At 59.0% G+C, this 25,169-nt stretch carries 22 protein-coding genes; 14 read left to right on the top strand and 8 right to left on the bottom strand.

Annotated features, from left to right (window positions below; all coding sequences use genetic code 11):
- Window positions 1-4 precede the first annotated feature (4 nt).
- The 4 genes from JCM17207_RS01045 to rpmH form a co-directional block, all read right to left on the bottom strand.
- A complete protein-coding gene (locus JCM17207_RS01045; protein WP_238315598.1) occupies window positions 5-1,078 on the bottom strand; it encodes a YidC/Oxa1 family membrane protein insertase in 1,074 nt (357 codons plus the stop codon).
- A gap of 111 nt (window positions 1,079-1,189) precedes the next feature.
- Entirely contained in the window at window positions 1,190-1,501 is a 312-nt protein-coding gene (gene yidD, locus JCM17207_RS01040) for a membrane protein insertion efficiency factor YidD (RefSeq protein ID WP_238315597.1), read from the bottom strand.
- Complete coding sequence (rnpA, locus tag JCM17207_RS01035) at window positions 1,498-1,896, bottom strand: ribonuclease P protein component (protein WP_238315596.1); 399 nt, start codon at window positions 1,894-1,896, stop codon at window positions 1,498-1,500. Before rnpA ends, yidD begins: the two co-directional genes overlap by 4 nt.
- Before the next feature lie 193 nt (window positions 1,897-2,089).
- Window positions 2,090-2,224 (bottom strand): 50S ribosomal protein L34, encoded by a 135-nt coding sequence (gene rpmH / locus JCM17207_RS01030; RefSeq protein WP_238315595.1) that lies wholly within the window; start codon window positions 2,222-2,224, stop codon window positions 2,090-2,092.
- A 367-nt stretch (window positions 2,225-2,591) separates the two neighbouring features.
- Here rpmH and dnaA point away from each other — a divergent pair, with 367 nt between their 5' ends.
- From dnaA to gyrA, 7 genes are all read left to right on the top strand, one after another.
- A complete protein-coding gene (gene dnaA / locus JCM17207_RS01025) occupies window positions 2,592-3,914 on the top strand; it encodes a chromosomal replication initiator protein DnaA (protein WP_238315594.1) in 1,323 nt (440 codons plus the stop codon).
- Window positions 3,915-4,583: 669 nt separating this feature from the next.
- The gene (gene dnaN, locus JCM17207_RS01020; protein ID WP_238315593.1) at window positions 4,584-5,690 is read left to right on the top strand and encodes a DNA polymerase III subunit beta; all 1,107 of its coding nucleotides are present in this window, start codon (window positions 4,584-4,586) and stop codon (window positions 5,688-5,690) included.
- Window positions 5,691-5,704: 14 nt separating this feature from the next.
- Window positions 5,705-5,920, top strand: a complete 216-nt coding sequence (locus JCM17207_RS01015; RefSeq protein ID WP_238315592.1) for an RNA-binding S4 domain-containing protein — start codon at window positions 5,705-5,707, stop codon at window positions 5,918-5,920.
- Window position 5,921: 1 nt separating this feature from the next.
- Complete coding sequence (gene recF / locus JCM17207_RS01010; RefSeq protein ID WP_238315591.1) at window positions 5,922-7,025, top strand: DNA replication/repair protein RecF; 1,104 nt, start codon at window positions 5,922-5,924, stop codon at window positions 7,023-7,025.
- 13 nt (window positions 7,026-7,038) lie between these two features.
- Window positions 7,039-7,383 carry an extracellular matrix regulator RemB gene (gene remB, locus JCM17207_RS01005; protein WP_238315590.1) on the top strand — a complete coding sequence of 115 codons (345 nt, stop codon included), beginning with the start codon at window positions 7,039-7,041 and terminating at the stop codon, window positions 7,381-7,383.
- Window positions 7,384-7,509: 126 nt separating this feature from the next.
- Window positions 7,510-9,504, top strand: coding sequence for a DNA topoisomerase (ATP-hydrolyzing) subunit B (gene gyrB, locus JCM17207_RS01000; RefSeq protein ID WP_238315589.1), 1,995 nt, complete (start codon window positions 7,510-7,512; stop codon window positions 9,502-9,504).
- A 189-nt stretch (window positions 9,505-9,693) separates the two neighbouring features.
- A complete protein-coding gene (gyrA, locus tag JCM17207_RS00995) occupies window positions 9,694-12,282 on the top strand; it encodes a DNA gyrase subunit A (protein ID WP_238315588.1) in 2,589 nt (862 codons plus the stop codon).
- A gap of 86 nt (window positions 12,283-12,368) precedes the next feature.
- Here the strand turns inward: gyrA and JCM17207_RS00990 are convergent, their stop codons facing one another.
- The gene (locus JCM17207_RS00990; protein WP_238315587.1) at window positions 12,369-12,947 is read right to left on the bottom strand and encodes a manganese efflux pump MntP; all 579 of its coding nucleotides are present in this window, start codon (window positions 12,945-12,947) and stop codon (window positions 12,369-12,371) included.
- 305 nt (window positions 12,948-13,252) lie between these two features.
- Window positions 13,253-13,969, bottom strand: a complete 717-nt coding sequence (locus JCM17207_RS00985) for an RluA family pseudouridine synthase (protein ID WP_238315586.1) — start codon at window positions 13,967-13,969, stop codon at window positions 13,253-13,255.
- 184 nt (window positions 13,970-14,153) lie between these two features.
- Here JCM17207_RS00985 and JCM17207_RS00980 point away from each other — a divergent pair, with 184 nt between their 5' ends.
- Entirely contained in the window at window positions 14,154-15,392 is a 1,239-nt protein-coding gene (locus JCM17207_RS00980; protein WP_238315585.1) for a leucine-rich repeat domain-containing protein, read from the top strand.
- A 167-nt stretch (window positions 15,393-15,559) separates the two neighbouring features.
- On the opposite strand, the gene JCM17207_RS00975 is transcribed toward JCM17207_RS00980, so the two are convergent.
- Window positions 15,560-16,108 carry an NUDIX domain-containing protein gene (locus JCM17207_RS00975; protein ID WP_238315584.1) on the bottom strand — a complete coding sequence of 183 codons (549 nt, stop codon included), beginning with the start codon at window positions 16,106-16,108 and terminating at the stop codon, window positions 15,560-15,562.
- Window positions 16,109-16,463: 355 nt separating this feature from the next.
- Between JCM17207_RS00975 and nifJ the strand changes: the two genes are divergently transcribed.
- The 6 genes from nifJ to mgtE all read left to right on the top strand — a co-directional run bounded on the left by nifJ (window position 16,464) and on the right by mgtE (window position 24,566).
- Entirely contained in the window at window positions 16,464-20,009 is a 3,546-nt protein-coding gene (nifJ, locus tag JCM17207_RS00970) for a pyruvate:ferredoxin (flavodoxin) oxidoreductase (protein WP_238315583.1), read from the top strand.
- Window positions 20,010-20,454: 445 nt separating this feature from the next.
- Window positions 20,455-21,264, top strand: coding sequence for a YhfC family intramembrane metalloprotease (locus tag JCM17207_RS00965; protein WP_238315582.1), 810 nt, complete (start codon window positions 20,455-20,457; stop codon window positions 21,262-21,264).
- Between the two features lie 42 nt (window positions 21,265-21,306).
- Complete coding sequence (locus tag JCM17207_RS00960; protein WP_238315581.1) at window positions 21,307-21,960, top strand: MerR family transcriptional regulator; 654 nt, start codon at window positions 21,307-21,309, stop codon at window positions 21,958-21,960.
- Entirely contained in the window at window positions 21,944-22,198 is a 255-nt protein-coding gene (locus JCM17207_RS00955) for a hypothetical protein (RefSeq protein WP_238315580.1), read from the top strand. Before JCM17207_RS00960 ends, JCM17207_RS00955 begins: the two co-directional genes overlap by 17 nt.
- Before the next feature lie 65 nt (window positions 22,199-22,263).
- On the top strand, window positions 22,264-22,575 hold the full coding sequence (locus JCM17207_RS00950; RefSeq protein WP_238315579.1) for a YbjQ family protein: 312 nt from the start codon (window positions 22,264-22,266) through the stop codon (window positions 22,573-22,575).
- Between the two features lie 392 nt (window positions 22,576-22,967).
- A complete protein-coding gene (gene mgtE / locus JCM17207_RS00945) occupies window positions 22,968-24,566 on the top strand; it encodes a magnesium transporter (protein ID WP_238315578.1) in 1,599 nt (532 codons plus the stop codon).
- A 91-nt stretch (window positions 24,567-24,657) separates the two neighbouring features.
- Here mgtE and JCM17207_RS00940 read toward each other — a convergent pair whose 3' ends face one another.
- The gene (locus JCM17207_RS00940; protein ID WP_282449827.1) at window positions 24,658-25,161 is read right to left on the bottom strand and encodes an IS3 family transposase; all 504 of its coding nucleotides are present in this window, start codon (window positions 25,159-25,161) and stop codon (window positions 24,658-24,660) included.
- Between the last annotated feature and the right edge of the window lie 8 nt (window positions 25,162-25,169).

Genomic DNA, 25,169 nt, shown 5'->3' with positions numbered 1-25,169 from the left:
ACCGTCAATCCTCCTTTTTGTTCTCCAGCTCGGACAGCGGCACCGTCCGCTCGTCCTTATACCGCTCGGCGTCCAGCTGACGGGCGTACTCCAGGCGGCGCTTGTTCATCTCGCTGGCCGACAGGTTCTTCTCCACCGTCTTGCCGGTCTTTTCGTCCACCACTTTGATGGTGGTGTTCTTGACGCCGCGGCGCTGTTCTTTCCGCTTGGCTTCAATCTCGGCGGCCACTTCGGCCTTGACCTTCTCGGGGTCGTAGAGCTTCTTGACCAGAACGCTCTGGACAGCCATCAGCACGTTGCCGACCACATAGTATAGGGAGAACGCGGTGGGCACGGTAAAGCAGAAGAAGACGTACATCAGGGGCATGAGGTACATGGTCAGCTTCATGCTGCCCTGGAGCTGCTGGCCGGAGGACTTCATGCTCAGGTGGGTGGACAGGAACATGGTCACAATGGCCAGAATGGGGAAGATCAGCAGAGGCAGGTTATCGGCGGCCAGGCTGTACTGGGGCACTCTGGTCAGGTCGATGCCAAAGAAATCCATGTGCCGGCTGAACTCGGTGATGGTCTCCACCTGCTCGGCGGTGAAGGCGCTGAGGACGCTGGACTCCCCTGCCACCACCTGGGCGATGATGTTGGTGTCCCGGGTGACGGTGGTGAAGCTGATGCCCAGGGCAGTCAGAGCCTCGCCGGCGGCGGTCAGAGCCGCCTCGCTGATGTGGAAGATTCGCTGCAGGGGCCGGTACACGACCTCGATGACGCCGAACATCACAAAGAAGTTCAGCAGCATGGGGAAACAGCCGCTGGTGGGGTTATAGCCGAAATCCTGCTGCAGGCGGCTGAGCTCCTCCTGCTGCTTTTCGGGCTTGTCCTTGTACTTTTTCTGGATCTCCATGATCATCGGCTGGAATGCCGACATCCGGGTCATGTTCTTCTGCTGGTTGATGGTCAGGGGGATACTCAGCAGCCGGATCAGGACGGTGAAGATAATGATGTCCCAGCCGTAGTTCGGGATCAGGTTGTAGATCCACTGCATGACATAGCCCAGAGGCCAGCCAAGGATGTAGAGAAAATTCATACGCGCTTCCATTCCGCCCTGCCTGTGAGCGCAGGACTAAATTATTTTTAGGGTGGGACATCCCGCTCACAGCAACCGGAACGTCACAAGAAGCAAAATCAGATTCCCCGGTCATCCGGGGCGGCGGGGCCTCCGTTTGGCAAAAGCCTGGGCCGGGTGGAGCACCCGTTTGTCACTTCGCCAGCGGCCGGGCTCGGGCACGGGGTCGAACCCCCATCGCCCGAACGGCTGGCACCGGGCCAGCCGCCAGGCCGTCAAAATCAGGCCCTTGATGCAGCCGTGGGTCATGATGGCCCCCATGGCGTACTCGCTGCAGGTGGGGGTGAAACGGCAGTTAAGCCCCAGCCCGGGGCTGATGAATCGCTTATAGCCCCGGATGGGCAGACAGAGCAACCCCCGGCAGACCGCCTGAAGGCGGTTCACTTGCCCTCGGCCCAGCCCTCAGGCGGGCGGGTGGCGGGGGGCGGCGCATCGGGTGCCAGGGCCTTGTCCGGCAGCCCCGCTTTGTGGAAGAGCCGGGCCACCGCCCGGCTGACCTGCCAGCTCTTGAGCCGGGGGGTTTGGGCCCGGGCCACAAAGACCAGATCATATCCGCCGATGTTGTAGTCCAGATGCTCGTCGATGGCGGCTTTCATGACCCGGCGGGCACGGTTGCGCTGGACGGCGTGGCCGATCTTTTTGGTGGCGGTCAGGCCTACCCGGGTCCGTTTGGAACGGGTTTTCAGAACATAAAGCACCAGGGCCGGGTCCACATAGGATTTGCCTTTGGCGTACACCCGCCCGAACTCATTGTTGTGGTGCAGCGGACGATATCGCACGGCCCTTCGCCTCCCCTTCCAAAACGTCTACTCTGCCAGTATAGCAAAAAACCGGCGGCTTTGAAAGGCCGCCGCCCGAATTTTCCGTACAAAAATGAAAATTTCCTGAAAAAAGAAGGCCACCAATTTCCATCAGTGGCCTTTTTTGCGCATTGTTCAGTTCTAGCGCCGCCCTTTGATCTCAAAAATCAGATCAGACGGTCAGGCTCTTGCGGCCCTTAGCGCGGCGGGCGTTGATGACCTTGCGGCCATTCTTGGTGCTCATACGAGCCAGGAAGCCGTGGACTTCCTTGCGATGACGCTTCTTCGGCTGAAAAGTTCTTTTCATGCTCGGTATCCTCCATAAAAACTCGCCCCCGGGTAATGGGGTTGTGCGTGATTGCGCCCCTCAAAAACGGGGACAGGCTTGCAATTCAACAGTATATCGCAGGGAATCGGGTCTTGTCAAGCTTTTTTTCTTCTTTTGCTGAAAGTTTTTGGTTTAAAAGTTTTCCACTTTTTCACCCAAAGGCGGTGGAAAACATTTTAAACCCCAGATCTGGTGGCCGGGCGGCACGCAGTATACAAGGCCCCCAGGCGGGGTATATTTATGTATTATAAAATACATTATAGAAATGTGGACGTTTGGGCGAAAATGTGGTATACTACGATGGTATCGTTATCCTTGTTGAAAACTTCAATGGAGTAGATGTTATATGGATTCTTTCAAGGACGTTTTAGAGGCGGCGCAGAGCTATTGCAAGGCGCAGATGGCCGAGCCGACCTACAACCTCTACATCGACGGGCTGGAGCCGGTGAGCTTTGAGGACTCGAGCCACATCACCCTGTCGGTGCGGAACGACTTCATCCGCAAGATCGTCTCGGACCGGTACCTTGCGCTTTTGAAAGAGGCGTTCAAGGCGGTTTTGGGCTTTGACGTGGACATCAACCTGGTGGTGCCCAGCACCCCGCCCCACGAGGTGGTGCTGGCCCAGCAGTACGAGGCCAACCCCGCCAGCCCCCAGGGCAACTATGAGTTCACCTTCGAGAACTTCATCAAGGGCGCTTCCAACCAGTTCGCCTTTGCGGCGGCCCAGGCGGTGGCGGCCAACCCCTCGGGAGCCTATAACCCCCTGTTCATCTATGGCGGGTCGGGCCTGGGCAAAACCCACCTGCTCACCGCCATTCAGATCGAGATCAAGCGGACCCACCCGGATTTCGTCATCATGTATGTGACCTGCGAGCAGTTCACCAACGAGCTGATCGCCGCCATCCGTGCCGGCAGCACCGAGGATTTCCGGATGAAGTACCGGGCAGCGGATCTGCTGCTGGTGGACGATATCCAGTTCATCGCGGGCAAAGAGTCCACCCAGGAAGAGTTCTTCCACACCTTCAACGCCCTGCATGATATTCACAAGCAGATCGTCATCGCCTCGGACCGCCCGGCCAAGGAGATCAAGAGCCTGGAAGAGCGGCTGCGTACCCGGTTCGAGTGGGGCCTGACCGCCGACGTCCAGCCGCCCGATTTTGAGACCCGGGTGGCCATCGTGAAGCGGAAAGCCGAGCTGCTCCACCTGGATCTGCCCGAAGATGTGGCGGAGTTCATCGCCAATCACCTGAAAAACAACATCCGCCAGCTGGAAGGCGCCGTCAAGAAGCTGAACGCCTATTACATGCTGGAGGGCATCCAGCCGGTGATCAGCGTGGCCCAGAACGCCATCAAGGACATCCTGAACGAGACCCAGCCGGTGCCGGTGACCATTGAGAAGATCATCGGCGAGGTGTCCCGGACCTTCAACGTGGCGCCCTCGGACATCCGGGGCACCAAGCGGAACGCCAACGTGGCCAGCGCCCGCCGTGTGGCCATCTACATCCTGCGGGAGGTCACCGGCATGAGCATGGAAGAGATCGGCCGGGAGTTCTCGGGCCGGGATCACTCCACCATCGTCTATTCCCTCAAGACCATCGAGCGGGACATGAAGAACGACAAGCATCTCCAGGAGACGGTGGACGACATCATCAAGAACGTCCGGGCGTAAGACGGGGACGCAATGCCGCTTTTTTCAAAAAGCGGCGCAAAAACGGTTCAACCGCGAGATACCTTTTGCGGGTCCATACAGTGGGGCGCCGCGGCGGCTGGCGGCTGCCGGCGAATGAAGCAAGGAGCGGGGCCTGCCGGGCAAATCCGAGCGGCGGCCCTTTTACAGACACTTTCCGCTAAGAGCCCCCACGAGGGCGGGCCGCAGACCCGGGGGAACCTCTAATGGGTGGGAGGGCGGGTTATAAAAAAACAGGCGACTTTTCCCCCACAGGGCCCTCCTCCGGTGCAAAACTCACCCCAAAAATCCCTCTTTCCCCGCAAAATATAGACATTTTCCCCGGCAAAAGTTGGTTTTTAGCCCATATCTTGTGGGAGAAATCGGTAGTTATCCACTTTTTCCACGTAGTTTTCAACATTCAACACCGGATTTAAACAGCGGAAGTGGAAAAGAAAAAGGAAAGCCCCTTTCCACAAACTATCCACAGATCATTCACGAGAGGGTGGAAATTAAAAACCCTTGGAAGGATCCGGAAAAAATGAGTTTTCCACATCTTCCCCACTCCCTACTACGACTCCTACAACAAGTTTATTATATCAAAAGGAAAAACTGCCCTGCTTATCGAAAAAGTGCCCGATCGAACAGGATGATAAAGGAGAGAAGATAAAAGTGAAGATCCTCTGCGACAAAACACTCCTCAGCGCAGCCATCGACGGCGTATCCAAAGCCGTTACCCCTCGCTCTGCTACCCCCGTGCTGGAGGGTATCCTCCTGAAAGCCGAGGGATTCCAGCTTACCCTCACCGGGTATGATATGGAAATGAGCATTGTCACCACCATCGAAGCCAACGTCACCGAGCCCGGCGAATTGGTCCTAAACGCCAAGCTCCTCAGCGATATGGTCCGCCGGATGCCCTCCGGTCAGGTGGAAATTTCTGCCGGTGAGACGGGAAAAACCTCCATCCGCAGCGGCGTGGCCCAGTTTGAGATCCAGAGCATGCCCGCCTCCGACTTCCCCGAGCTGCCCAACGCCGGCGCCGAACAGACTTTGACGATTAAAACCGGTGTTTTGCGGGAGATGATCGACCGCACCCTCTACGCCGTCAGCCAGGACGAGAAAAAACCCGCCCACACCGGCGAGCTGTTTGAGATTACCCCCGACAAACTGACGGTGGTGGCTTTGGACGGCTACCGTCTGGCGGTAGTGGAGCGCCCCGTCCAGGCGGCCAAGGAAATTCGGATCATTGTCCCCAGCAAGACCATGACCGAGGTCAGCCACCTTTTACCCAACGATGAGGAGGAGGACGTACACATCTGCGCCAACCGGCGGTATGTGGTCTTTATTACAGCGGGTTATACCATTATGAGCCGCCTCATCGAGGGCGAGTTCTTGAACTACCGCAATGTGATCCCCGATGGCAGCCGGACTCAGGTGGTTATTGATACCAAAGACTTTATTAGCACGATCGAACGTGCTTCGCTAATTATTACAGAGCGTTTAAAGAACCCTCTGCGGATCGCTTTCACCGGCGAGAAGGTGGTGGTCCGCTGCCAGACCAGCCTGGGCCGTGTGGTGGACGAGTTCGCCGCCCAGTGCCAGGGCGAGGAAGTGGAAGTGGGCTTCAACAACCGCTATCTGCTGGACGCCCTGCGGAACGCCCGCACCGAACAGGTAAAAATCGAGATGAGCGGCCCCCTGAGCCCCGTGAAGGTCCTGCCCGTGGAGGGCAACGACTTCCTTTACCTGGTGCTCCCCGTCCGCTTCAAGAACGATTAAAGGAGGGCCAGAGGATGGAACGGATCGTCATTCATACCGAATTCATCAAGCTGGACGCCCTGCTGAAATATGCGGGCCTCTGCGAGACCGGCGGCGAGGCCAAGGAGCTGATCCAGGCCGGGCAGGTCCTCTACAACGGCGAGGTCTGCACCATGCGGGGCAAGAAATGCCGCCCCGGCGACCGGGTCGAGCTGGAGGGCCGGGCGGTCGAGGTGGCCGGGGGCCAGTAAAATGCGGCTGATTTCGCTGGAAGTAACCGATTACCGGAACATCGCCGCCGCCAGCCTCACCCCCGGGCGGGAGTTGACCGTCCTCTCGGGCAACAACGGCCAGGGCAAGACCAATTTATTGGAAGCCATTTGGCTGCTCACCGGGGGCAAGAGCTTCCGGGGCGGCAAGGACGCCGAACTGATCCGGCGGGGGCAGCCCTTTGCGGTGCTGTCCGCCGTCACAGAACAGGACGACGGCCGCCAGAACACCGTCCGGCTGACGGTGGGCGCCCCCGGCAGCCCGCGCCCCGGCCGGTATGCCGCCTGGAACGGCGCCCCCCCAAAGCGGGCGGCGGCGTTGGCGGGCAGTTTCCCGGCGGTGGCCTTTGACCCCGGGCATTTGAGCCTGGTCAAGGGCGCCCCCGAGCTGCGGCGGCGGTTTTTGGACGCCGCCCTCTGCCAGCTCTACCCCGGGTATCTGGCGGTTTACCGGCGGTATGTCCGGGCCTTGCAGCAAAAAAACGCGCTGCTGCGGCATACATGCGCCCGGCCCGAGCTGCCCTATGACCAGAAGATCCAGCAGCTGGAAGTCTGGAACGCCGAGCTTTCCCGACAGGGCGAAGCCCTCCAGGCCCGGCGGCGGGAGTATTTAAAGCTGTTGGGGCCCCTGGCCACGGCCAACTACGCCGAGATATCCCACGGGGCCGAACAGCTGGAAGTCCTCTATCAGCCCCGGTTTGAGCCAGGGGGCCTGGCCGATGCCCTGGCGGAGTGCCGGGCCGAGGAGATCCGGGCCGGGCAGAGTCTCTGCGGCCCCCACCGGGAAGATCTGGAGCTTTTATTGGACGGTCAGCCTGCCCGAGTGTACGCCAGCCAGGGACAGCAGCGGAGCATTGTTCTCAGCCTCAAGATGGCCGAGGCAGCCGCTGCGGCCCAGATCACCGGCGAACACCCGGTGATGCTGCTGGACGATGTCCTCAGCGAGCTGGACGAAAGCCGGAAGGCCTATCTCTTGACCCGGATGCAGGGCCGCCAGACCTTTGTCACCAGCTGCGATGACACGGATTTTCTGAAAACCGACGGCGAAGTCTACCGGATGGAAGCCGGGGTCCTGACCCGGCTGTAAAGGGGGAAAGACCATGTATCTGCATCTGGGCCGGGATTATGTCCTGAACACCCGGGCGATTCTGGGGATTTTTAATCTGGAAACCACCACCGTCTCCCCCCGGGGACGGGAGTTTCTGGACTATGCCCAGAAAAACGGTGCGGTGGTCAGCCTGTCGGACGAGCTGCCCCAGAGTTTTGTCCTGGCGGATGCGCCGGTGGATACGGTCTATCTGTCCGAGCTCTCCTCCGCGGCGCTGAAGCGGCGCGCCGAGCGGGAGCTGCCCGAGGAGGCGCTGCTCCCCGGCCGGGGTGAATCGCCCGAAAAACCGAGGGTAAAAGGACATACTCCTCCCCCGCCCTTCGGGGATTTACACTGAGAGGGAAAAAAGAACATACAGATCACTTCCGGTTCGCCTGTTTTTAAAACAAGCGGAACCGTTTGAATACAACCAAACCGCCCCTGCATCCGGCAGGGGCCACTACAAGAAAAGGGAGAAACAGGAATGGCAGAGGAAATCATTACCAGCACCAACGCCGAAACCGTCACCGACCACGAGTACAACGCCAGTGAGATCCAGGTCCTGAAAGGCCTGGAAGCGGTGCGCAAGCGCCCCGGCATGTATATCGGCTCCACCGGTGAGCGGGGTTTGCACCATCTGGTCTATGAGATCGTGGACAACGCCATCGACGAGGCTCTGGCCGGCTACTGCGACCAGATCAACGTCACCATCAAAAAGGGCGACATCATCGAGGTCACCGACAACGGCCGCGGCATCCCCGTAGACACCCAGGCCGACACCGGCCTGCCCGCTGTCACGGTGGTTTACACCGTCCTTCACGCCGGCGGCAAGTTCGGCGGAGAAAATTCCGGCTATAAGGTCGCGGGCGGCCTCCACGGCGTGGGCGCCTCGGTGGTCAACGCCTGTTCCGAGTGGCTGACCGTCAACGTCCGGCGGGGCGGCTATGAGTACGAGCAGACCTTCCGCCGCGGCGAACCCGACGGGGATCTGAAATGCCTGGGCCCCGTTCCCGAGGGGAGCACCGGCACAAAGGTTACCTTCAAGCCCGACCCCGAGATGTTCCGGGATACCACGGTCTACGACTTTGAGACTCTGGAAAAGCGGCTGCGGGAGGAGAGTTTCCTCAATGCAGGCGTGAAGATCACCCTCACCGACGAGCGGGAGCTCTATACCCCGGTGCTGGAGGACGGCCAGGAGGGCGAGCCCTGCTACCGCCAGGAGGTCATGTGCTATGAGGGCGGCATCCGCAGCTTTGTCAGCTACCTGAACGAGAAGCGGAAGCTGGAAGTCCTCCACCCCAACGTGATCTACCTCAAGGGCCAGACCGAGCGGGGAGTGGCCGAAATCGCCCTGCAGTACAATTCCAGCTACAACGAGCTGCTGCTCAGTTTCGCCAACAACGTTCACACCCCCGACGGCGGCACCCACGAAGAGGGGTTCAAAGCCAGCCTGACCCGTGTGTTTAACGATTACGGCCGGTCTCATGGCCTTTTGAAAGACAAGGACGAAAACCTCTCGGGATCCGACGTCCGGGAGGGCCTGATCTGCGTCATCTCGGTGAAATTGCAGGAGGCTGAGTTCGAGGGCCAGACCAAGGCGAAGCTGGGCAATACCGAGATCCGGTCCCTGGTGGCCAGCATGGTCTATTCCAAGCTGATGGAGTTCTTTGAGGAGAACCCCGCCGTGGCCAAAGCCATCTTTGAAAAGGCTACCCAGGCGGCCCGTGCCCGTGCTGCCGCTAAGAAGGCCCGGGAGCTGGTCCGCCGCAAGAGCGCCCTGGAATCCAGCCGGATGCCGGGCAAGCTGGCCGACTGCCGCGAGAACGACCCCACCCGCACCGAACTGTTCATCGTCGAGGGCGACTCGGCTGGCGGCTCGGCCAAGATGGGCCGTGACTCGGCCTTCCAGGCCATCCTCCCCCTGTGGGGCAAGATGCTGAACGTAGAGAAAGCCCGGGCGGATAAGATCTACGGCAACGACAAGCTGATGCCGGTGGTGCTGGCTCTGGGCTGCGGCATCGGCGAGGAGTTCGATCTCTCCAAACTGCGGTACGACAAAGTATTCATCATGGCCGATGCCGACGTGGACGGCTCCCACATCTGCACCCTGATGCTGACTTTCTTCTTCCGGTATATGCGGCCCCTCATTGAGCAGGGCCACGTCTACGTCGCCCAGCCGCCCCTCTTCCGGGTGCAGAAGGGCAACGTCATCAAGTATGCCTATAATGACCGCGAAATGGCGATCCTCTCCCAGGAAATGCCGGGGGCCAAGGTCAACCGGTACAAGGGCCTCGGCGAAATGAATCCCGAGCAGCTCTGGGAGACCACCATGAACCCCGACAACCGGGTCATCGTCCAGATCACCATCGAGGACGCCGAAAAGGCCGACGAGGCGTTCACCATCCTGATGGGCGACCAGGTGGAGCCCCGCCGCCGGTTCATCGAGACCAACGCCCAGTACGCGAATCTGGACGTGTAAGAAAAAACGGTTTGCCGCGGGGAATTGCCGCTTTTTTGAAAAAAGCGGCGCAAAAACTTTTCAAACCCAAACTACATTCTGTGGTTTTGAGAAGGTTTTGGAGATAAAAAACCCCTATCCTCCCCGTTTGGTCCTTACTTTTTCAAATACAACGCGTAAAATAAACCTTCTCGTATACTTGGAGGAACTATGGAAGAAGATTATGTCATGATCCCCGGCACGGGTACAAAGAAAATCATCCGTGATGTGAAAAAGGAGATCGAGACGGCCTTCCTCGATTATTCGATGTCGGTCATCGTCTCCCGCGCCCTGCCGGACGTCCGGGACGGCTTGAAGCCCGTCCACCGCCGCATTCTCTACACCATGCACGAGCGCGGCAACGACCCCAGCCACGCCTACCGCAAATCCGCCGACACCGTCGGTGCGGTGCTGGGCTCTTACCACCCCCACGGCGACGCTTCAGTCTACGACGCCATGGTTCGCCTGGCTCAGGATTTCTCCCTCCGCTACCCGCTGGTGGATGGCCAGGGTAACTTCGGTTCTGTGGACGGCGACCCCGCCGCTGCTTACCGGTACACCGAGGCCCGTATGAGCAAGATGGCGGTGGAAATGCTCACCGACATCGACAAGGATACCGTCAACTGGGACCCCAACTTTGACGAGACCAAGAAGGAACCCAGCGTCCTGCCCAGCCGGTTCCCGAACCTCCTGGTCAACGGCAGCCAGGGCATTGCCGTCGGTATGGCCACCAATATTCCGCCCCATAACCTGGGCGAGGTCATCGACGGCTGCGTGGCCTATATCGAAAACCCCGACATCGACCTGGCGGGCCTGATGGAGCACATCAAGGGACCCGACTTCCCCACCGCCGGCATCATCATGGGCCGCAGCGGCATCCGGGCCGCCTATGCCACCGGCCGGGGCAAGATTACCCTCCGGGGCCGGGCCACCATCGAGGAAAAGAAGAACGGCCGGTACCAGATCGTGGTTACCGAGATCCCCTATATGGTCAACAAGGCCCGGCTGATTGAGAGCATCGCCGAGCTGGTCAAGAACAAGCGGATCGAGGGCATCACCGACCTGAACGACGAGACCAACCGCAAGGGGATGCGGATCGTCATTGACGTCCGCAAAGAGGCCAACCCCCAGGTGGTGCTGAACCAGCTGTATCAGTACACCCAGCTTCAGGACACCGTAGGCGTCATCATGATCGCCATTGACCACAAGGTCCCCCGGGTGCTGACCCTCAAGCAGATGATCCAGAAGTATGTGGAGTTCCAGGACGAGGTCATCCGCCGCCGCACCCAGTACGACCTGCGAAAGGCCGAGGAGCGGGCCCATATTCTGGAGGGCCTCAAGAAAGCCACCGATATCGTGGATGAGCTGATCGCCACCATCCGCTCCTGCAAGGGCGGCATGGCCGAGGCCAAGGCGGCTATTATGGAAAAGTTCGGCTTCGACGATCCCCAGGCCGACGCCATCGTGAAGCTGCAGCTGGGCCGTCTGGCTGGTCTGGAAATCCTCAAGATCGAGGAAGAGTTGTCCACCCTGCGGGCCAAGATCGAGGACTGGAAGGACATTTTGGCCCATGACAGCCGGGTTCTGGCCATCGTTAAGGACGAGCTTTTGGACATCAAGCGCCGCTTTGCCGACGACCGCCGCACCGAGATCCAGTCGGTCTCCGGCGAGGTGGACATCGAGGACCTGATCCCCGAGGAACAGTGCGTCTACACCCTCACCGAGGCGGGCTATATCAAGCGCCAGCCCAAGGCTACCTACCAGGCCCAGCACCGGGGCGGCCGGGGCATTGCCGGCATGACCCGGAAGGAAGAGGACATTGTCAAGGAGCTGTTCGTGGGCTCCACCCATGACCACATTCTCTTTGTCACCAACCGGGGCCGTGTTTTCCGGCTGAAGGGCTACACCATCGCCGAGGGCAGCCGCACCAGCAAGGGCACCAACATCATCAACCTGCTGCCCCTGGCCGAGGGCGAAAAGGTCACCAATATGCTCCGCCAGAACACCGAAGAGGCGGGCGAGGGCGGCTTTGTCACCATGGTGACCAAACAGGGCCTGATCAAGCGGACCCCCCTGGCCCAGTACGCCAACATCCGCAAAAACGGCCTGATCGGCATTGCCCTGAACGAGGGCGACGCCCTGGCCTGGACCCGTCTGACCACCGGCAGCGATATGCTGATCGTGGCCACCCGGAACGGCCAGGCCATCCGGTTCGCCGAGAGCGACGCCCGGCCCATGGGCCGCGGCGGCCACGGCGTCCGAGCCATCCGTCTGGCCGAGGGGGACGAAGTCGTGGGTGTCTGCATCTGCCGTCCCAGCGGCACCGTCCTCACCGTCACCGAACAGGGCAAGGGCCGCCGCTCCGAGATCGAGAGCTACCGTGTCACCGCCCGGGGCGGCAAGGGCATCCGCAACTACGACTCCGCCAAGGACAAGGTGGCCGGCGTTAAGATTGTGGATGAGACCGACGACGTGCTGCTGAGCAGCCAGGAGGGCATCATCATCCGGATGCACGCGGCGGACATCACCGTTCAGAGCCGGTACGGCAGCGGCGTCCGGGTTATGCGCCTGGGCGAAACCGACAAGGTCATGGTTGTGGCCCGCACCGACCACGACGATGAGGCCGAGACGGTCAAGCCGGAGGTAGAGGCCGGAGATGACGCTGAGCCCACCGCCGAGCAGCTGGCCGCCCTGGAGGCCGCCGACGCAGCCGCCGCTGCCGAGGCCCCCGCCCAGGACGACCCCACCGACGAGGAATAATCCCTCAGCTGAAATAAAATAAATGAAAAACAGGAGCTTTCCCAGCCGTTGCGGGGAGGCTCCTGTTTTATTTTGTAGATGAATTTTTACAGCGAGGTGAGGAAAATCTCGATCCCGATGCCAATCAGGATCACGCCCCCCAGCACCGAAGCCTTGCCGGCAAGTTTGGTGCCGAAGGTCTTGCCCAGCTGGAGGCCGGCCATACAGATTACAAAGGTCACCGCCGCAATGATGGCCGCACAAACCAGGGCCATCACCAGACCGTATTCCGAGATGGTGAAACCCACCGACAGCGCGTCAATGGAGGTGGCCACCCCCTGCACCAGCAGGGCTTTCATCCCCAGGGCCGGGGGCTCGGCCTCCTCCCCGCCCCGGATTCCCTCCAGCAGCATTTTGCCGCCGATGTACCCCAGCAAAAGCAGGGCGATCCAGGGGATAAACTGTTCAAAGGCGCTGAACCACTCCAGAACCGTTCGGACGCAGAGCCAGCCCAAAAGGGGCATGGCTGCCTGAAACCCCGCGAACACCCCAGCGATCCGGGCCATCCTGCCCTGTTTCATCCTGGGTTCGTGGAGGCCGTTGGCCAGGGACACTGAGAAAGCGTCCATGGCCAGCCCCACCCCCAAAAGGGTGCTGTTGACAAAAAAGACTAAGCTCCATTCCATTTTTGTTTCCTCCGATGTACGTTCCAAAGCAGATTTCTGGGCAGAACAAAACCCGGATGCAGCGGGGCATCCGGGTTTAGAGATTCCATTTTTGGACAGACTCCATGTACCCTGCCGCGCACGCGCTGAACATCGTACATGAGTCTCGCAATTTAAAGCAAAGCCAGGCCGGACCAGGGCCAGTATGTTGACTTGCTGCGCCTTTCAAAAGGCGTTTGCTACTCCCTCACGGGTTTTGATTGTTCTGCCATTATACCATATGCAGCGGGACCTGTCCAGAGAAGTTTTCCCTGGGAAAGAGCGAATTAAAACAACTCCCAGGGCAGTCCGGCGGGGGCGGGCAGGGTGAAAACCATCTCTTTCCCGCTCACCGGGTGGCGAAACGCCAGCCCCGCGCTCTGAAGGGCCAGGGAGCCTTTCTGGCGGCTGCCGTATTTTCCATCCCCCCAGAGAGGGTGTTTCCGGCTGGCAAACTGGACCCGGATCTGGTGGGTGCGGCCGGTGTGGAGGGTGATTTCTGCCAGGCTGAACCGGGTGTTCTCCTCCGGGCCGGGGGCTGTGGCGGCGATCCGGTATTCCAGCACCGCCTCCCGCACCCCCTTGCGGGGGCGAGACACCGGGTAAACCCGGCCCTTGCGGCTGTCCTTAAAGAGGTAATCCCGTAGAACGCCCTCTTTGGCCAGGGCCTCGTCCGGCCCGCCGGCAATCACCGCCCGATACCGCTTGACAAACTGGGGATTTTCTCCGGCTGATTCACCCCCGTCACGCTGGGTGTAGGCTTGCTGGCTCTGGGTGATCTGACGGCCCAGGGCTGCTGCGGCGGCTGGAGTTTTGGCGTAGACCATCAGCCCCGACACCCCAGTGTCCAGCCGGTGGACCACCCCCACATAGGCTTCCGGTTTCCCCCAGAGGGTCCGGAGCAGGGCGGGAACCCCCTCCTCGCTGGTGAGGCCCGCGGGTTTGTTCAGGACGATCAGCGCCTCGTCCTCGTAGAGGAGGGGGAGTTCTTTGGGGTCAAACATGGCGAAATATCCTTTCTGAAAGAAGTGGCTAAATTTCTAAAAAATCGTCTATACGTACAAAATAAAGGCGCGTTTTCTGCATTGCAGGAGAAAAAAGAGAATGTTATATTATTATCAAAGACGCCGCCGATCAAGGCAGCGGTCTATACACAAGGATGTCAAAGAAAAAAAAGGAGAATGAATCATGAAAAAATGGAAAGATCTCTTGCAAGCAGTTGCGGTGATGCTGGTGGTGCTTGGCCTCGTTTTTACGATGACGGGATGCGGCAGCTCGGGCGGCAGCTCATCCGGTGATTCGGATCAAAATACGCCGGGCAGCAGCGATACAGATTCTCCAGGCGAAGACAATGAAGGCAGCGATGCCGACGCCCCCGATGCCAGTGACCCATCTACCTGGATTGACGGCAACACAATCAAAGTGCCAGGTGAAGTTCAGGAAATAACGGCAGAGATTGTGGATCAGATGGGAAATACCATCCCAAAAGTGGACATGAGCGAATGCTTGAATTTGACCATTGAAGGAAACGCATTTAAGGACGTGCTCTCTCTGCAAGAAGTTTATTTGCCCGCAAATGTCACGATTCAGGACGGAAGCGGGAGTAATTTGGGGAGAAGCACCGTGGTAGAAGGCACATTTTCTGGCTGCTATAACCTGGACAAGGTCATTTTTGTCGGTACTGGTACAACCAACATTGGTAAAAATGCATTTTATAATTGCCAAAACCTGGACACGGTGATTTTGGCCGATACCACCAACGTGGGGGAAAGTGCATTTCAGTACTGCACATCGCTGAAAACAATCCAGGGTACCGAAAATATTTCCAGCATTGGCGAATATGCGTTTTATAATTGCTCCAGTCTGGCGGAAATGGATCTGAATGGTCTGCAAAACGATTTGCCTCAATTTGCTTTTGGCGTTTGTTCGGAGCTGACAAGCGTTGTGCTGCCCGACCGCTCTATGAACATCCTGGAGGATGCCTTTTATAATTGCCCCAAACTGAAAGACATCAATCTGGAAAAGGTGGCTTCCATCGGAGAAAGGGCGTTTCATCAGTGCGCCAGCCTTCAAATTGCCGACTTGCAGAGCATCGTTCATCTTGGCCTTGGCGCATTTAAACAAAGCGGTTTGACTTATATCCGGTTTTCTGATTCGGTAAAGACCGTTGCATCGGATGCCCTGGCGACCGCAGCGGACAAAGTATATGTGTACTACGGCACAGGCGTCGAGACAGAAGCGCAGTTGATCGAGAGGCTCAACCGAGTGGAAAATTGGGAATACTGCGGACTGTTCTATAATGATAACGATGTGGAGCACACAAAAATTGATGGTGTGCTGAGCTTTAATCAATGGGAAAGCGATATGGCAGTCATTAAAGACCTGATGAAAGCGAATCAATCCCTTGCAGGCTGGTTTACATTCTAAAGAAAAATAGAGTTCAGCACGGCAGCGTAATGGCTGCCGTGCTGTTTTATCCAGCGGTGGTTTAAGATAGTGTGAGGAATTTTAAAAAACGAGGAAGGATTTCTGTCTGAAACGCTTTTTGCGCCGCTTTTTCTCGAAAAAGCGGCATCGCATCCCCACTCCCCGCCTCAGATCTTCCCCTCGGCGATGAGGGCTTTCAGTTTGAGGATGCCTGCCACGGTTTTGGCGTCGCAGATCTCCCCCGCCAGCACCATCTGATAGGCTTTTTCCAGGGGGACCCGCTCGGGGGTCAAAAATTCGTCGCCGTCCAGGTGCATCTGGGCCGAGTGGAGGCCCCGGGCGATCCAGGTATAGATCACCTCGGTGTCGTAGCCCACTGTGGGGTAGAGCTCGCCCAGGGAGATGTACTCATCCGCCGTCAGGCCGCACTCCTCGTTCAGCTCCCGTTTGGCCGCCTCGAAGGGGTTCTCGTCTTTTTCCAGTTTTCCGGCGGGCAGCTCCCAGAGCTCTTTCTGCATGGCGTAGCGGAACTGCCGCACCATGCAGATGGTGCCGTCCTCAAAATAAGGCAGGATGCAGGCCCCGCCGTGGTGGTGCACCACGTCCCGCTGAGAAGTGCTGCCATCTTCCAAAAGGGCCTGATCCCTGGTAATTGTGAACACCTTGCCCACATAGATCTCCTCGCTGGAAAGGGTTTTCTCAAAATGTACGTCCATAGCCCCAGATCCTTTCTAAAAATAAAACCATTTTATACATGCCCTGCGGCATAAATTCTCTGCCCCCAGTTTACGGCATGGGGGCGGCCCTGTCAACGCAAAACCGCCCCCCGGGCCGGAAAAATCCCTCCCCCGCCCCCCGGGACAGCAGGGCTTGCGTGGGAGAAAAGCGAAAAAAATAACAAATTTTTATCCGAATTCTTGGTGTGTTTTACCAGAGGGTATGCGTTTACTTTGGGAGTTGAATTTGCTATTATAATATATAAGCAATCGTGCCTTTTTGGGGGTAATATGCCCTGCCGGGGCATATTGCCCCGGGCAAAGGTGCCTAAATCAACAACATGGAGGAAGAAAAATGCCTAGAGCAAAGCAAACCATGGATGGCAATACCGCTGCCGCTCATGTAGCATATGCCTACACGGACGTAGCCGCCATCTATCCTATTACCCCGTCTTCTCCGATGGCTGACTCGGTCGACCAGTGGTCGGCTGCAGGCCAGAAGAACATCTTCGGCAACCAGGTCAAGGTCGTCGAGATGGAGTCTGAGGCCGGCGCTGCTGGCGCTGTCCACGGCTCTCTGGGTGCAGGTGCCGTCACCACCACCTTCACCGCTTCTCAGGGCCTGCTCCTGATGATCCCCAACATGTACAAGATCGCTGCCGAGCAGCTGCCCTGCGTGTTCGATGTTTCCGCACGTACCGTGGCTACCCAGTCGCTGAACATCTTCGGCGACCACAGCGACGTTATGGCCTGCCGCCAGACCGGTTTCGCTATGCTGGTCGAGAGCTCCGTCCAGGAGGTCATGGACCTGTCCCCCGTCGCTCACCTGTGCGCCATTGAGGGCAAGGTTCCCTTCCTGAACTTCTTCGACGGCTTCCGTACTTCTCACGAGTACCAGAAGATCGAGAAGTGGGACTACGAGGACCTGAAGGAAATGTGCAACATGGAGGCTGTCGAGGAGTTCCGCAAGAAGGCGCTGAACCCCGAGAACCCCAAGATGCGCGGCTCCCACGAGAACGGCGACGTGTTCTTCCAGCACCGTGAGGCCTGCAACCCCGTCTACGAGGCTCTGCCCGCCGTGGTCGAGAAGTACATGGCCAAGATCAACGCCAAGATCGGCACCAACTACGATCTGTTCAACTACTACGGCGCACCCGACGCTGACCGCGTCATCGTCGCTATGGGTTCTGTCTGCGATGTCGCCGACGAGGTCATCGACTACCTGAACGCCAAGGGCGAGAAGGTCGGTATCGTCAAGGTTCGCCTGTACCGTCCCTGGGTCTCCGCTTCCCTGCTGAAGGTTCTGCCCGAGACCGTCAAGAAGATCGCTGTTCTGGACCGCACCAAGGAGCCCGGCGCTCTGGGCGAGCCCCTGTACCTGGATGTGGCTGCTACCCTGCGTGAGGCTGGCAAGAACGACATCGTCCTGACCGGCGGCCGCTACGGCCTGGGCAGCAAGGACACCCCGCCGTCCTCCATCTTCGCCGTCTTCACCGAGCTGGCCAAGGACGAGCCCAAGGCCCGCTTCACCATCGGCATCGTGGACGACGTCACCAACCTGTCCCTGCCCGAGGTTAAGCCCGCTCCCATCACCGCAGCTCTGGGCACCAAGGAGTGCAAGTTCTGGGGTCTGGGCGGCGACGGCACCGTCGGCGCAAACAAGAACTCCGTCAAGATCATCGGCGACCATACCGACAAGTACGTTCAGGCTTACTTCCAGTATGACTCCAAGAAGACCGGCGGCGTGACCATCAGCCACCTGCGTTTCGGCGACAAGCCCATCCGCAGCCCCTACTACATCAACCAGGCTGACTTCGTCGCCTGCCACACCCCCGCTTACGTCAACATGGGCATGAAGATGGTCCAGGACGTCAAGCCCGGCGGCGTGTTCATGATCAACTGCCAGTGGACCGATGAGGAGCTGGGCCACCACCTGAACGCCGAGGCCAAGAAGTACATCGCGGACAACAACATCCAGCTGTACACCATCAACGCCATCGACAAGGCCATCGAGATCGGCATGGGCAAGCGCACCAACACCATCCTGCAGTCCGCTTTCTTCAAGCTGGCTGACGTTATGCCCATCGACGACGCCATCACCTTCATGAAGCAGGCTGCTCAGAAGTCCTACGGCAAGAAGGGTCAGGACGTTGTCGAGATGAACTGGAAGGCCATCGACGCCGGTGTCGACGCCATCCACAAGGTCGAGGTCCCCGCTTCCTGGTCCAACCCCGAGGCTGATCCCGCTCCCAAGGAGCTGACCGGCCGCGCCGATCTGGTCAAGCAGATCCGCGACGTCATGGAGCCCATCTCTCGTATGGACGGCGACAGCCTGCCCGTCTCCGCCTTTGCTCACAACGCCAACGGCGAGTGGGAGCAGGGTGCTTCCGCTTACGAGAAGCGCGGCACTGCCGTCAACGTCCCCGAGTGGGATGCTTCCAAGTGCGTCGGCTGCAACCAGTGTGCATTCGTCTGCTCTCACGCTACCATCCGTCCCTTCCAGCTGACCGCTGAGGAGCTGGCTGCTGCTCCCGCTCAGACCAAGAGCCGCGACAACAAGCCCGCCAACGAGTACAAGTTCGTTATGGCTGTTTCTCCGCTGGACTGCATGGGCTGCGGCGAGTGCGTCACCGTCTGCCCCACCAAGGCCATCCAGATGGTCCCGCAGGAGAGCCAGGCTGCCGAGCAGGAGGTCTTCGACTACTGCGTCGCCAACATCTCCAAGAAGCCCAGCAAGTTTGCTGACGACACCGTCATCGGTTCTCAGTTCAATCAGCCCCTGCTGGAGTTCTCCGGCTCCTGCGCAGGCTGTGCCGAGACCGCTTACGCTCGTCTGATCACCCAGCTGTTCGGCGAGAAGATGTATATCTCCAACGCCACCGGCTGCTCTTCCATCTGGGGCGGCACCGCTTCTGTCTCTCCCTACACCGTCAATAAGGACAGCGGCCACGGCCCCGCATGGTGCAACTCCCTGTTCGAGGACAACGCCGAGCACGGCCTGGGCCTGTATCTGGGCCAGAAGACCGTCCGCGACAACCTGATCAAGCGGATCGACGAGGTCGCAAACTCCGAGAAGGCTTCCGACGAGCTGAAGGCTGCTTACGCCAAGTTCATCGAGACCAAGAACAACACCAAGGCCAACGACGCTCCCGCCAAGGCCCTGATCGCTGAGCTGGAGAAGGCTGCTGCTGCCGGCTGCGAGAAGTCTGCTGAGATCTTGAAGAGCAAGCAGTTCATCGCCAAGAAGTCCATCTGGATCTTCGGCGGCGACGGCTGGGCATACGACATCGGCTTCGGCGGCCTGGATCACGTCCTGGCTTCCGGCGAGGATGTCAATGTCATGGTCTTCGACACCGAGATGTACTCCAACACCGGCGGACAGGCTTCCAAGGCTTCCAACATCGGCGAGGTCTGCCAGTTCGCAGCTGCCGGTAAGGAGATCAGCAAGAAGAGCCTGGCCGAGATCGCTATGACCTACGGCTACATCTACGTCGCTCAGATTGCTCTGGGCGCCAATATGAACCAGGCTGTCAAGGCCATCGCCGAGGCTGAGGCTTACCCCGGCCCCTCCCTGATCATCGGCTACGCTCCCTGCGAGCTGCACGGCATCAAGGGCGGCATGACCAACTGCCAGGTCGAGATGAAGAAGGCTGTCGAGTCCGGCTACTGGAACCTGTTCACCTTCAACCCGGCTCTGAAGGCCCAGGGCAAGAACCCCTTCACCCTGACCTCCAAGGCCGTCGACGGCGAGAAGTACCAGAACCTGCTGGCTACCGAGACCCGTTACAGCCGTCTGACCCGTGCCTTCCCCGATCGTGCAAAGAAGCTGTTCGAGGAGAACCAGAAGGCTGCCGAGGCTCGTTACGAGCACCTGACCCGTCTGGTCGAGCTGTACAAGTAATTGTACAAAATCTGATTTTGAGCCGCCTTGCGGCTTGAGATACCAGAGCGCCCGCGAGGGCCCTTGAGAGCACGCCCGGCGCGTGCCGGGAGCATAAGGTCCGGCCCCGGATACCTTGCTCCACCTGCTGCATAAGACCCGCCCCGCGGGGATCTTGCACCAGGAAAAACTGAAAAGTTTTAGCGCCCCACTCACTGGCAACGGTGAGCGGGGCGCGTTTTTATGCCGCTTTTGCCGCTTTTTGAAAAAAGCGGCGCAAAAACTTTTCAATCCAAAATCGCAGAATGCGATTTTGAAAAGATTGGATGGGTTGCAAGGGCTATCCCGGGTGATTTTTCAAAAAATTGAAAAATCTCTTGACTTTCCCCCTGGTGGAAGTGGTACAGTTAGGGCAATCAATGGCCCGCCGGGGACGGCAGGCAAAGAAGGGAGTTGTATTTGGTTTATGAGTGAACTCGGAACGATGCCCATGGCCAGCATGGTTTGTATGGCGATCTCGATGGCGATCTGCTTTCTGCTGCCCCTGGGGCTGGCGATCTTCTTCCGCCGCCAGGGCGGCCGGTGGCGGGATTTTTTCCTGGGGGCGGCGGTGTTCTTCCTCTTTGTCCTGGTGCTGGAACAGGGGGTTCATGCCCTGGTGCTGGGCAGTCCGCTGGGTCAGACCATCAGCGGAAACCTGATTCTCTATGCCCTCTATGGCGGGGTGATGGCGGGCCTTTTTGAAGAGGTGGGCCGTCTGGTGGCCTTCCGGTTCCTCCGCCCTGCCCCGGGCCAGACCGCCCGGGCCCTCATGTATGGCGCGGGCCACGGCGGCATGGAGGCCGTGATGGTGGTGGGCCTGACCTATATCAGCAACCTGCTGGTCTCCAGCTGGATCAACGCCGGGACCCTGGAACAGAACGTGGGCGCCCTGGATGAAGCTACCCTCCAGACCGTCGCCCAGATGGTGGCGGCCCCTGCGACCACCTATCTCTGGGGCGGCGTGGAACGGATCATCGCCATCGGGATTCACCTGGCTCTCTCGGTGCTGGTGTATCTGGCCTATTGCCGGGGCCGTCAGGGGGTGACCCTCTTTGTGGGGGCGATCCTCCTTCACGCCGCAGTGGATGCCTGCACCATCCTGGCATCGGCGTTCCTGCCGGTGGCAGGGATCGAGCTGGTGGCTCTGGCCTGCGCTCTGGGCCTGGGTCTGGTGGCCTGGAAGGTCTATCAGCAGGAATCCAAAAACTGGTGCGGCATCGCCCAAAAATCCTGAGTTCCCCCTGGTGGAAGGTTGGCGATAAAGGGGGATAATGCATTGAAAATCAACGAGGTGGAGGCCCAGGTGGGCATCACCAAAAAGAACATCCGGTTTTATGAGGAACAGGGACTCCTGGCGCCCCGGCGAAACAGCGAAAATGGATACCGGGAGTATGGCCCCCACGAGGTGGAGCAGCTGCGGCAGATCAAACTGATGCGGAAACTCGGTGTTTCCCTGGAGGAGATCCGCAAGATGCAGGCCGGGGCCTGGACGGTGGGAGACGGGATGCGCCGCCATCTGGTCAGCCTGGAGCGGGAAAAGAAAAATCTGGAACAGTCCATCCAGCTCTGCCGCTCCCTCAGCAGCCGGGAAGAGAGGCTGGATGCCCTGGACGCCGCTGCCCTGCTGGAACAGATGGATCGGATGGAACGGGAGGGCACAACCTTTTTGGACAAACAGGTGGAGGATACCAAACGCCGGCGGTACGTTGCCCCGGTGGTAGCCGCCGCCCTTACGGTGGGGCTGATGGCGGGGCTGATGATTTTAATGATCTGGGCTTTTACGGTGGATGCCGAGGAGGCGCCTCCCCTGCCTTTGGCGGTGATTCTGGTGGCCATCCCCGGGGTGGTGATCCCGGGGGTGCTGCTGGCCCTGCTCCAGCGGGTGCGGGAGATCGAGAAAGGAGAGGCTGAGGATGCAAAGAAATACTAAACCTTCCGGCTGGGGCGCTGTAGTGGCGGCCGGGGTGGGCGCCGCCTTAGTGACGGTCCTGTTTTTCGGCTCTCTGCTCTGGCTCATGCTGGAGGAAGGTCCCCTCCCGGCGGTGGCGGGGATGGCGCTGGTTTATGGCCTGTTGGCGGCGGCCGTGGTGGTCGGGGTGCTTTGGGCCATGGCTCAACGGCTGAAGGAGCTCCGCCGGGGCGAGGAAGAAGAAGCCAAAAAGTATTGAATTGTAGTCCGGTCCGCCGGAGGTTCCGGTGGGTCGGAACCACTTTGGAAAAAGGAGAATAAATTATGCTGCTGGTAAACATTGATTATATCCCGGGGAAAGAGTTCGAGGCGCTGGGCGTCGTCAAGGGGACGGTGGTTCAGTCCAAAAACTTTGGCAAAGATTTTATGGCCAGTATGAAAACCCTGGTGGGCGGCGAAATCGTCAGCTACACGGAGATGCTCAACGAGGCCCGCCAGATTGCCGTCAAACGGATGGTGGACGAGGCCGAGGCCCTGGGGGCCGATGCAGTGGTCAACCTCCGTTACAGCTCCTCCTCGGTGATGCAGGGAGCGGCGGAGATCATCGCCTACGGCACCGCCGTTCGGTATCTCTGAGGGGGCGGAAGCCGGCTCCGCCCTTGCCTCTCCGGTGAGGAAAATTCGGCGGCAAATCTTTGTAAAAAATGAACTTCGGGGTTGACCCTCCCCCATTTGGGCGCTATAATTCAGTTGGAATAAAGTACTTTGGGAGGTGAACGCAGAACAATGGACCCGGATCACAGTCGACCAGCCGGTGCGGCGCATCGGACAACAAAAGATTCTGCGTTCGCCTTTTTGGCTGTCCGCGCGTTGCGGGGTTAATGCCCCCTTTTGCCGGACGGATTGGAAAGGCGCGGCTTGCTGTGCGGAGAATTGCCCTTCTCCCTGCCCAGCAGGCGGCGCGTTTTTTGTTTCCCGATGGGCTGCACCCTCCTGACCCATACTGTACATTAAGGAGGTAACACCCAATGGATAAGGAAGAAAAGAAGCTCCCCGCTGGCGAGGAGCTGGAAAACTTTGAGATGATGCCCGCCCAGGAGCTGCCCGCCGATATCCCCGCCGAGGTGCGGCGCCAGCTGGAGCAGGACCTGAACGAGGAGGCCACCGAGGACCTGAAACAAGACGTCCGGGAGGCCGAAGAAGAGGAAGCCCGGGAGGCTGCCCGTGAGACCGAAAAGGCCCCCGACCCCGACCGGCTGACCAAGAGCCGCCTGCTCAAGCTGCTGGTGAAAAAGCAGTACGTCAAACTCCGGGAGGTCACCGAGGACGAACAGCCCGCCGACCTGGCCGAGCTGCTGGAAGAGCTGGACGAGAACAACCGCCTGGTGGTGTTCCGCCTCTTGAAAAAAGAGGTGGCCGCCGAGGCCTTTACCTATATGTCCGAGGACGCCCAGGCCGACCTGGTGGAAGCCTTCTCGGATGTGGAGCTCATCGCCGCCATCGAGGAGATGAGCCTGGACGACGCCGCCGACCTGTTGGAGGATATGCCCGCCAGCGTGGTCAAGCGGATTCTGGAAAAATCCTCCCGCCAGACCCGTGAGAGCCTGAACAAGCTCTTGAACTACCCCGAGAGCTCGGCCGGCAGCCTGATGACCCCCGAGTACGTCCGTCTGCGGAAGGATATGACCGTCAGCCAGGCCTTTGAGGCCATCCGTCAGCAGGGCGAGAACGCCGAGACCATCTACACCTGCTATGTGGTGGAGCACAACCGCCTGCTGGGCGTTGTTTCGGCCCGCAGCCTGATGCTGGCCAAGATGGACACCCCCATCACCGAGATCATGGAGGACAACGTGGTCACCGTGAAGGTCACCGATGACCAGGAGTTTGTCTCCCGTGAGATGCAGCGTTACGACTTCACCGCCATGCCCGTCGTGGACAACGAGGGAATGTTCGTCGGTATCATCACCATCGACGACGCCATCGACGTCCTGACCGACGAGTCCACCGAAGATATGCAGAAGATGGCGGCCATTCTTCCCGACGAGGACGCCACCACCTATTTCGGCACCAGCGTCTGGACCCACGCCAAGCAGCGGATTCCCTGGCTGCTGATCCTGATGCTGTCGGCCACCTTTACCGGCATGGTTACCACCCGGTACGAGGCCGCCTTTGTCAGCCTGCCCCTGCTGGTCTCCTTCATGCCCATGCTGATGGACACCGCCGGCAACTGCGGCAACCAGATCAGCACCCTGATGGTCCGCGGCCTTGCCCTGGGCGAGGTCTCCCCCTCCGACTTTTTGAAGGTGGTGGGCAAAGAGCTGCGGATTTCGGCCATTGTGGGCGCCATCCTGGGCCTGGTGAATGGTCTGCGCATCTATATCATGTACAGCGTGATCTATGCGGGCCAGTATGAGAATGTTCTGGGCTACGCCATCGTGGTCAGCGTTTCCCTCTTCTTCAGCGTAGTGCTGGCCAAACTGGTGGGCGGCATGCTGCCCCTGGCCGCCAAGAAAGTGGGCCTGGACCCCGCCATCATGGCCACCCCCTTCATCACCACCATCGTGGACGCATGCAGCTTGATCCTCTACTTCAAGATTGCCATGCTGGTCTTTGCCGAATCGATGTAAAATTTAGTATAAAAATGGCCCCGCCGCTGTGAACCGCCCCATATTGTGCGGACAGTACAAAAAGAGGCCTGCAAGGGGTAGAACAAGCGAATCAAAGACTGGCCTGGCGAAGCGAGAGCGGAGCCAGGCCAGTCTTTGTCTGGAGCCGCTCGTGGTTATAGAAGTGGATGTACTCGTCGATCAGATCGTTGGCCTGCTGAAATGTCTTGAGCTTTTGGCGGTAGATACATTCGGTTTTTAGAATGCCAAAGAAATTTTCTGCCATTGCATTGTCATAGCAATTTCCCCGTCTTGACATAGACGGCGTAATGCCGTAAGATTGAGTCAGCTTAAAATATCCGTGTGAGGTATATTGAAAGCCCTGGTCGCTGTGGAGGTGCAACTCCCCAGCGACTTTCTCTTTCTTCATGGCAAGGCGAATGGTGTCCAGCACCAGATTCACCGTTTGCTGGGTTGCAGTCTTGTAGGCCACAATGCTGTTGTCGTATAAATCCCGGATCATGGACAGGTACAGGACACCTTGTTCCGTATGGATATAAGAGATATCTGTGACCCATTTGCTGTTAGGTCTTTCTGTGTGGAAATCCCTATTCAGCAGATTTT

Source organism: Faecalibacterium gallinarum, from assembly GCF_022180365.1.
Lineage (GTDB): Bacteria > Bacillota > Clostridia > Oscillospirales > Ruminococcaceae > Faecalibacterium > Faecalibacterium gallinarum.
Note: the sequence above shows the minus strand (reverse complement) of the source record. Positions and strands in the feature narration are given on the sequence as shown.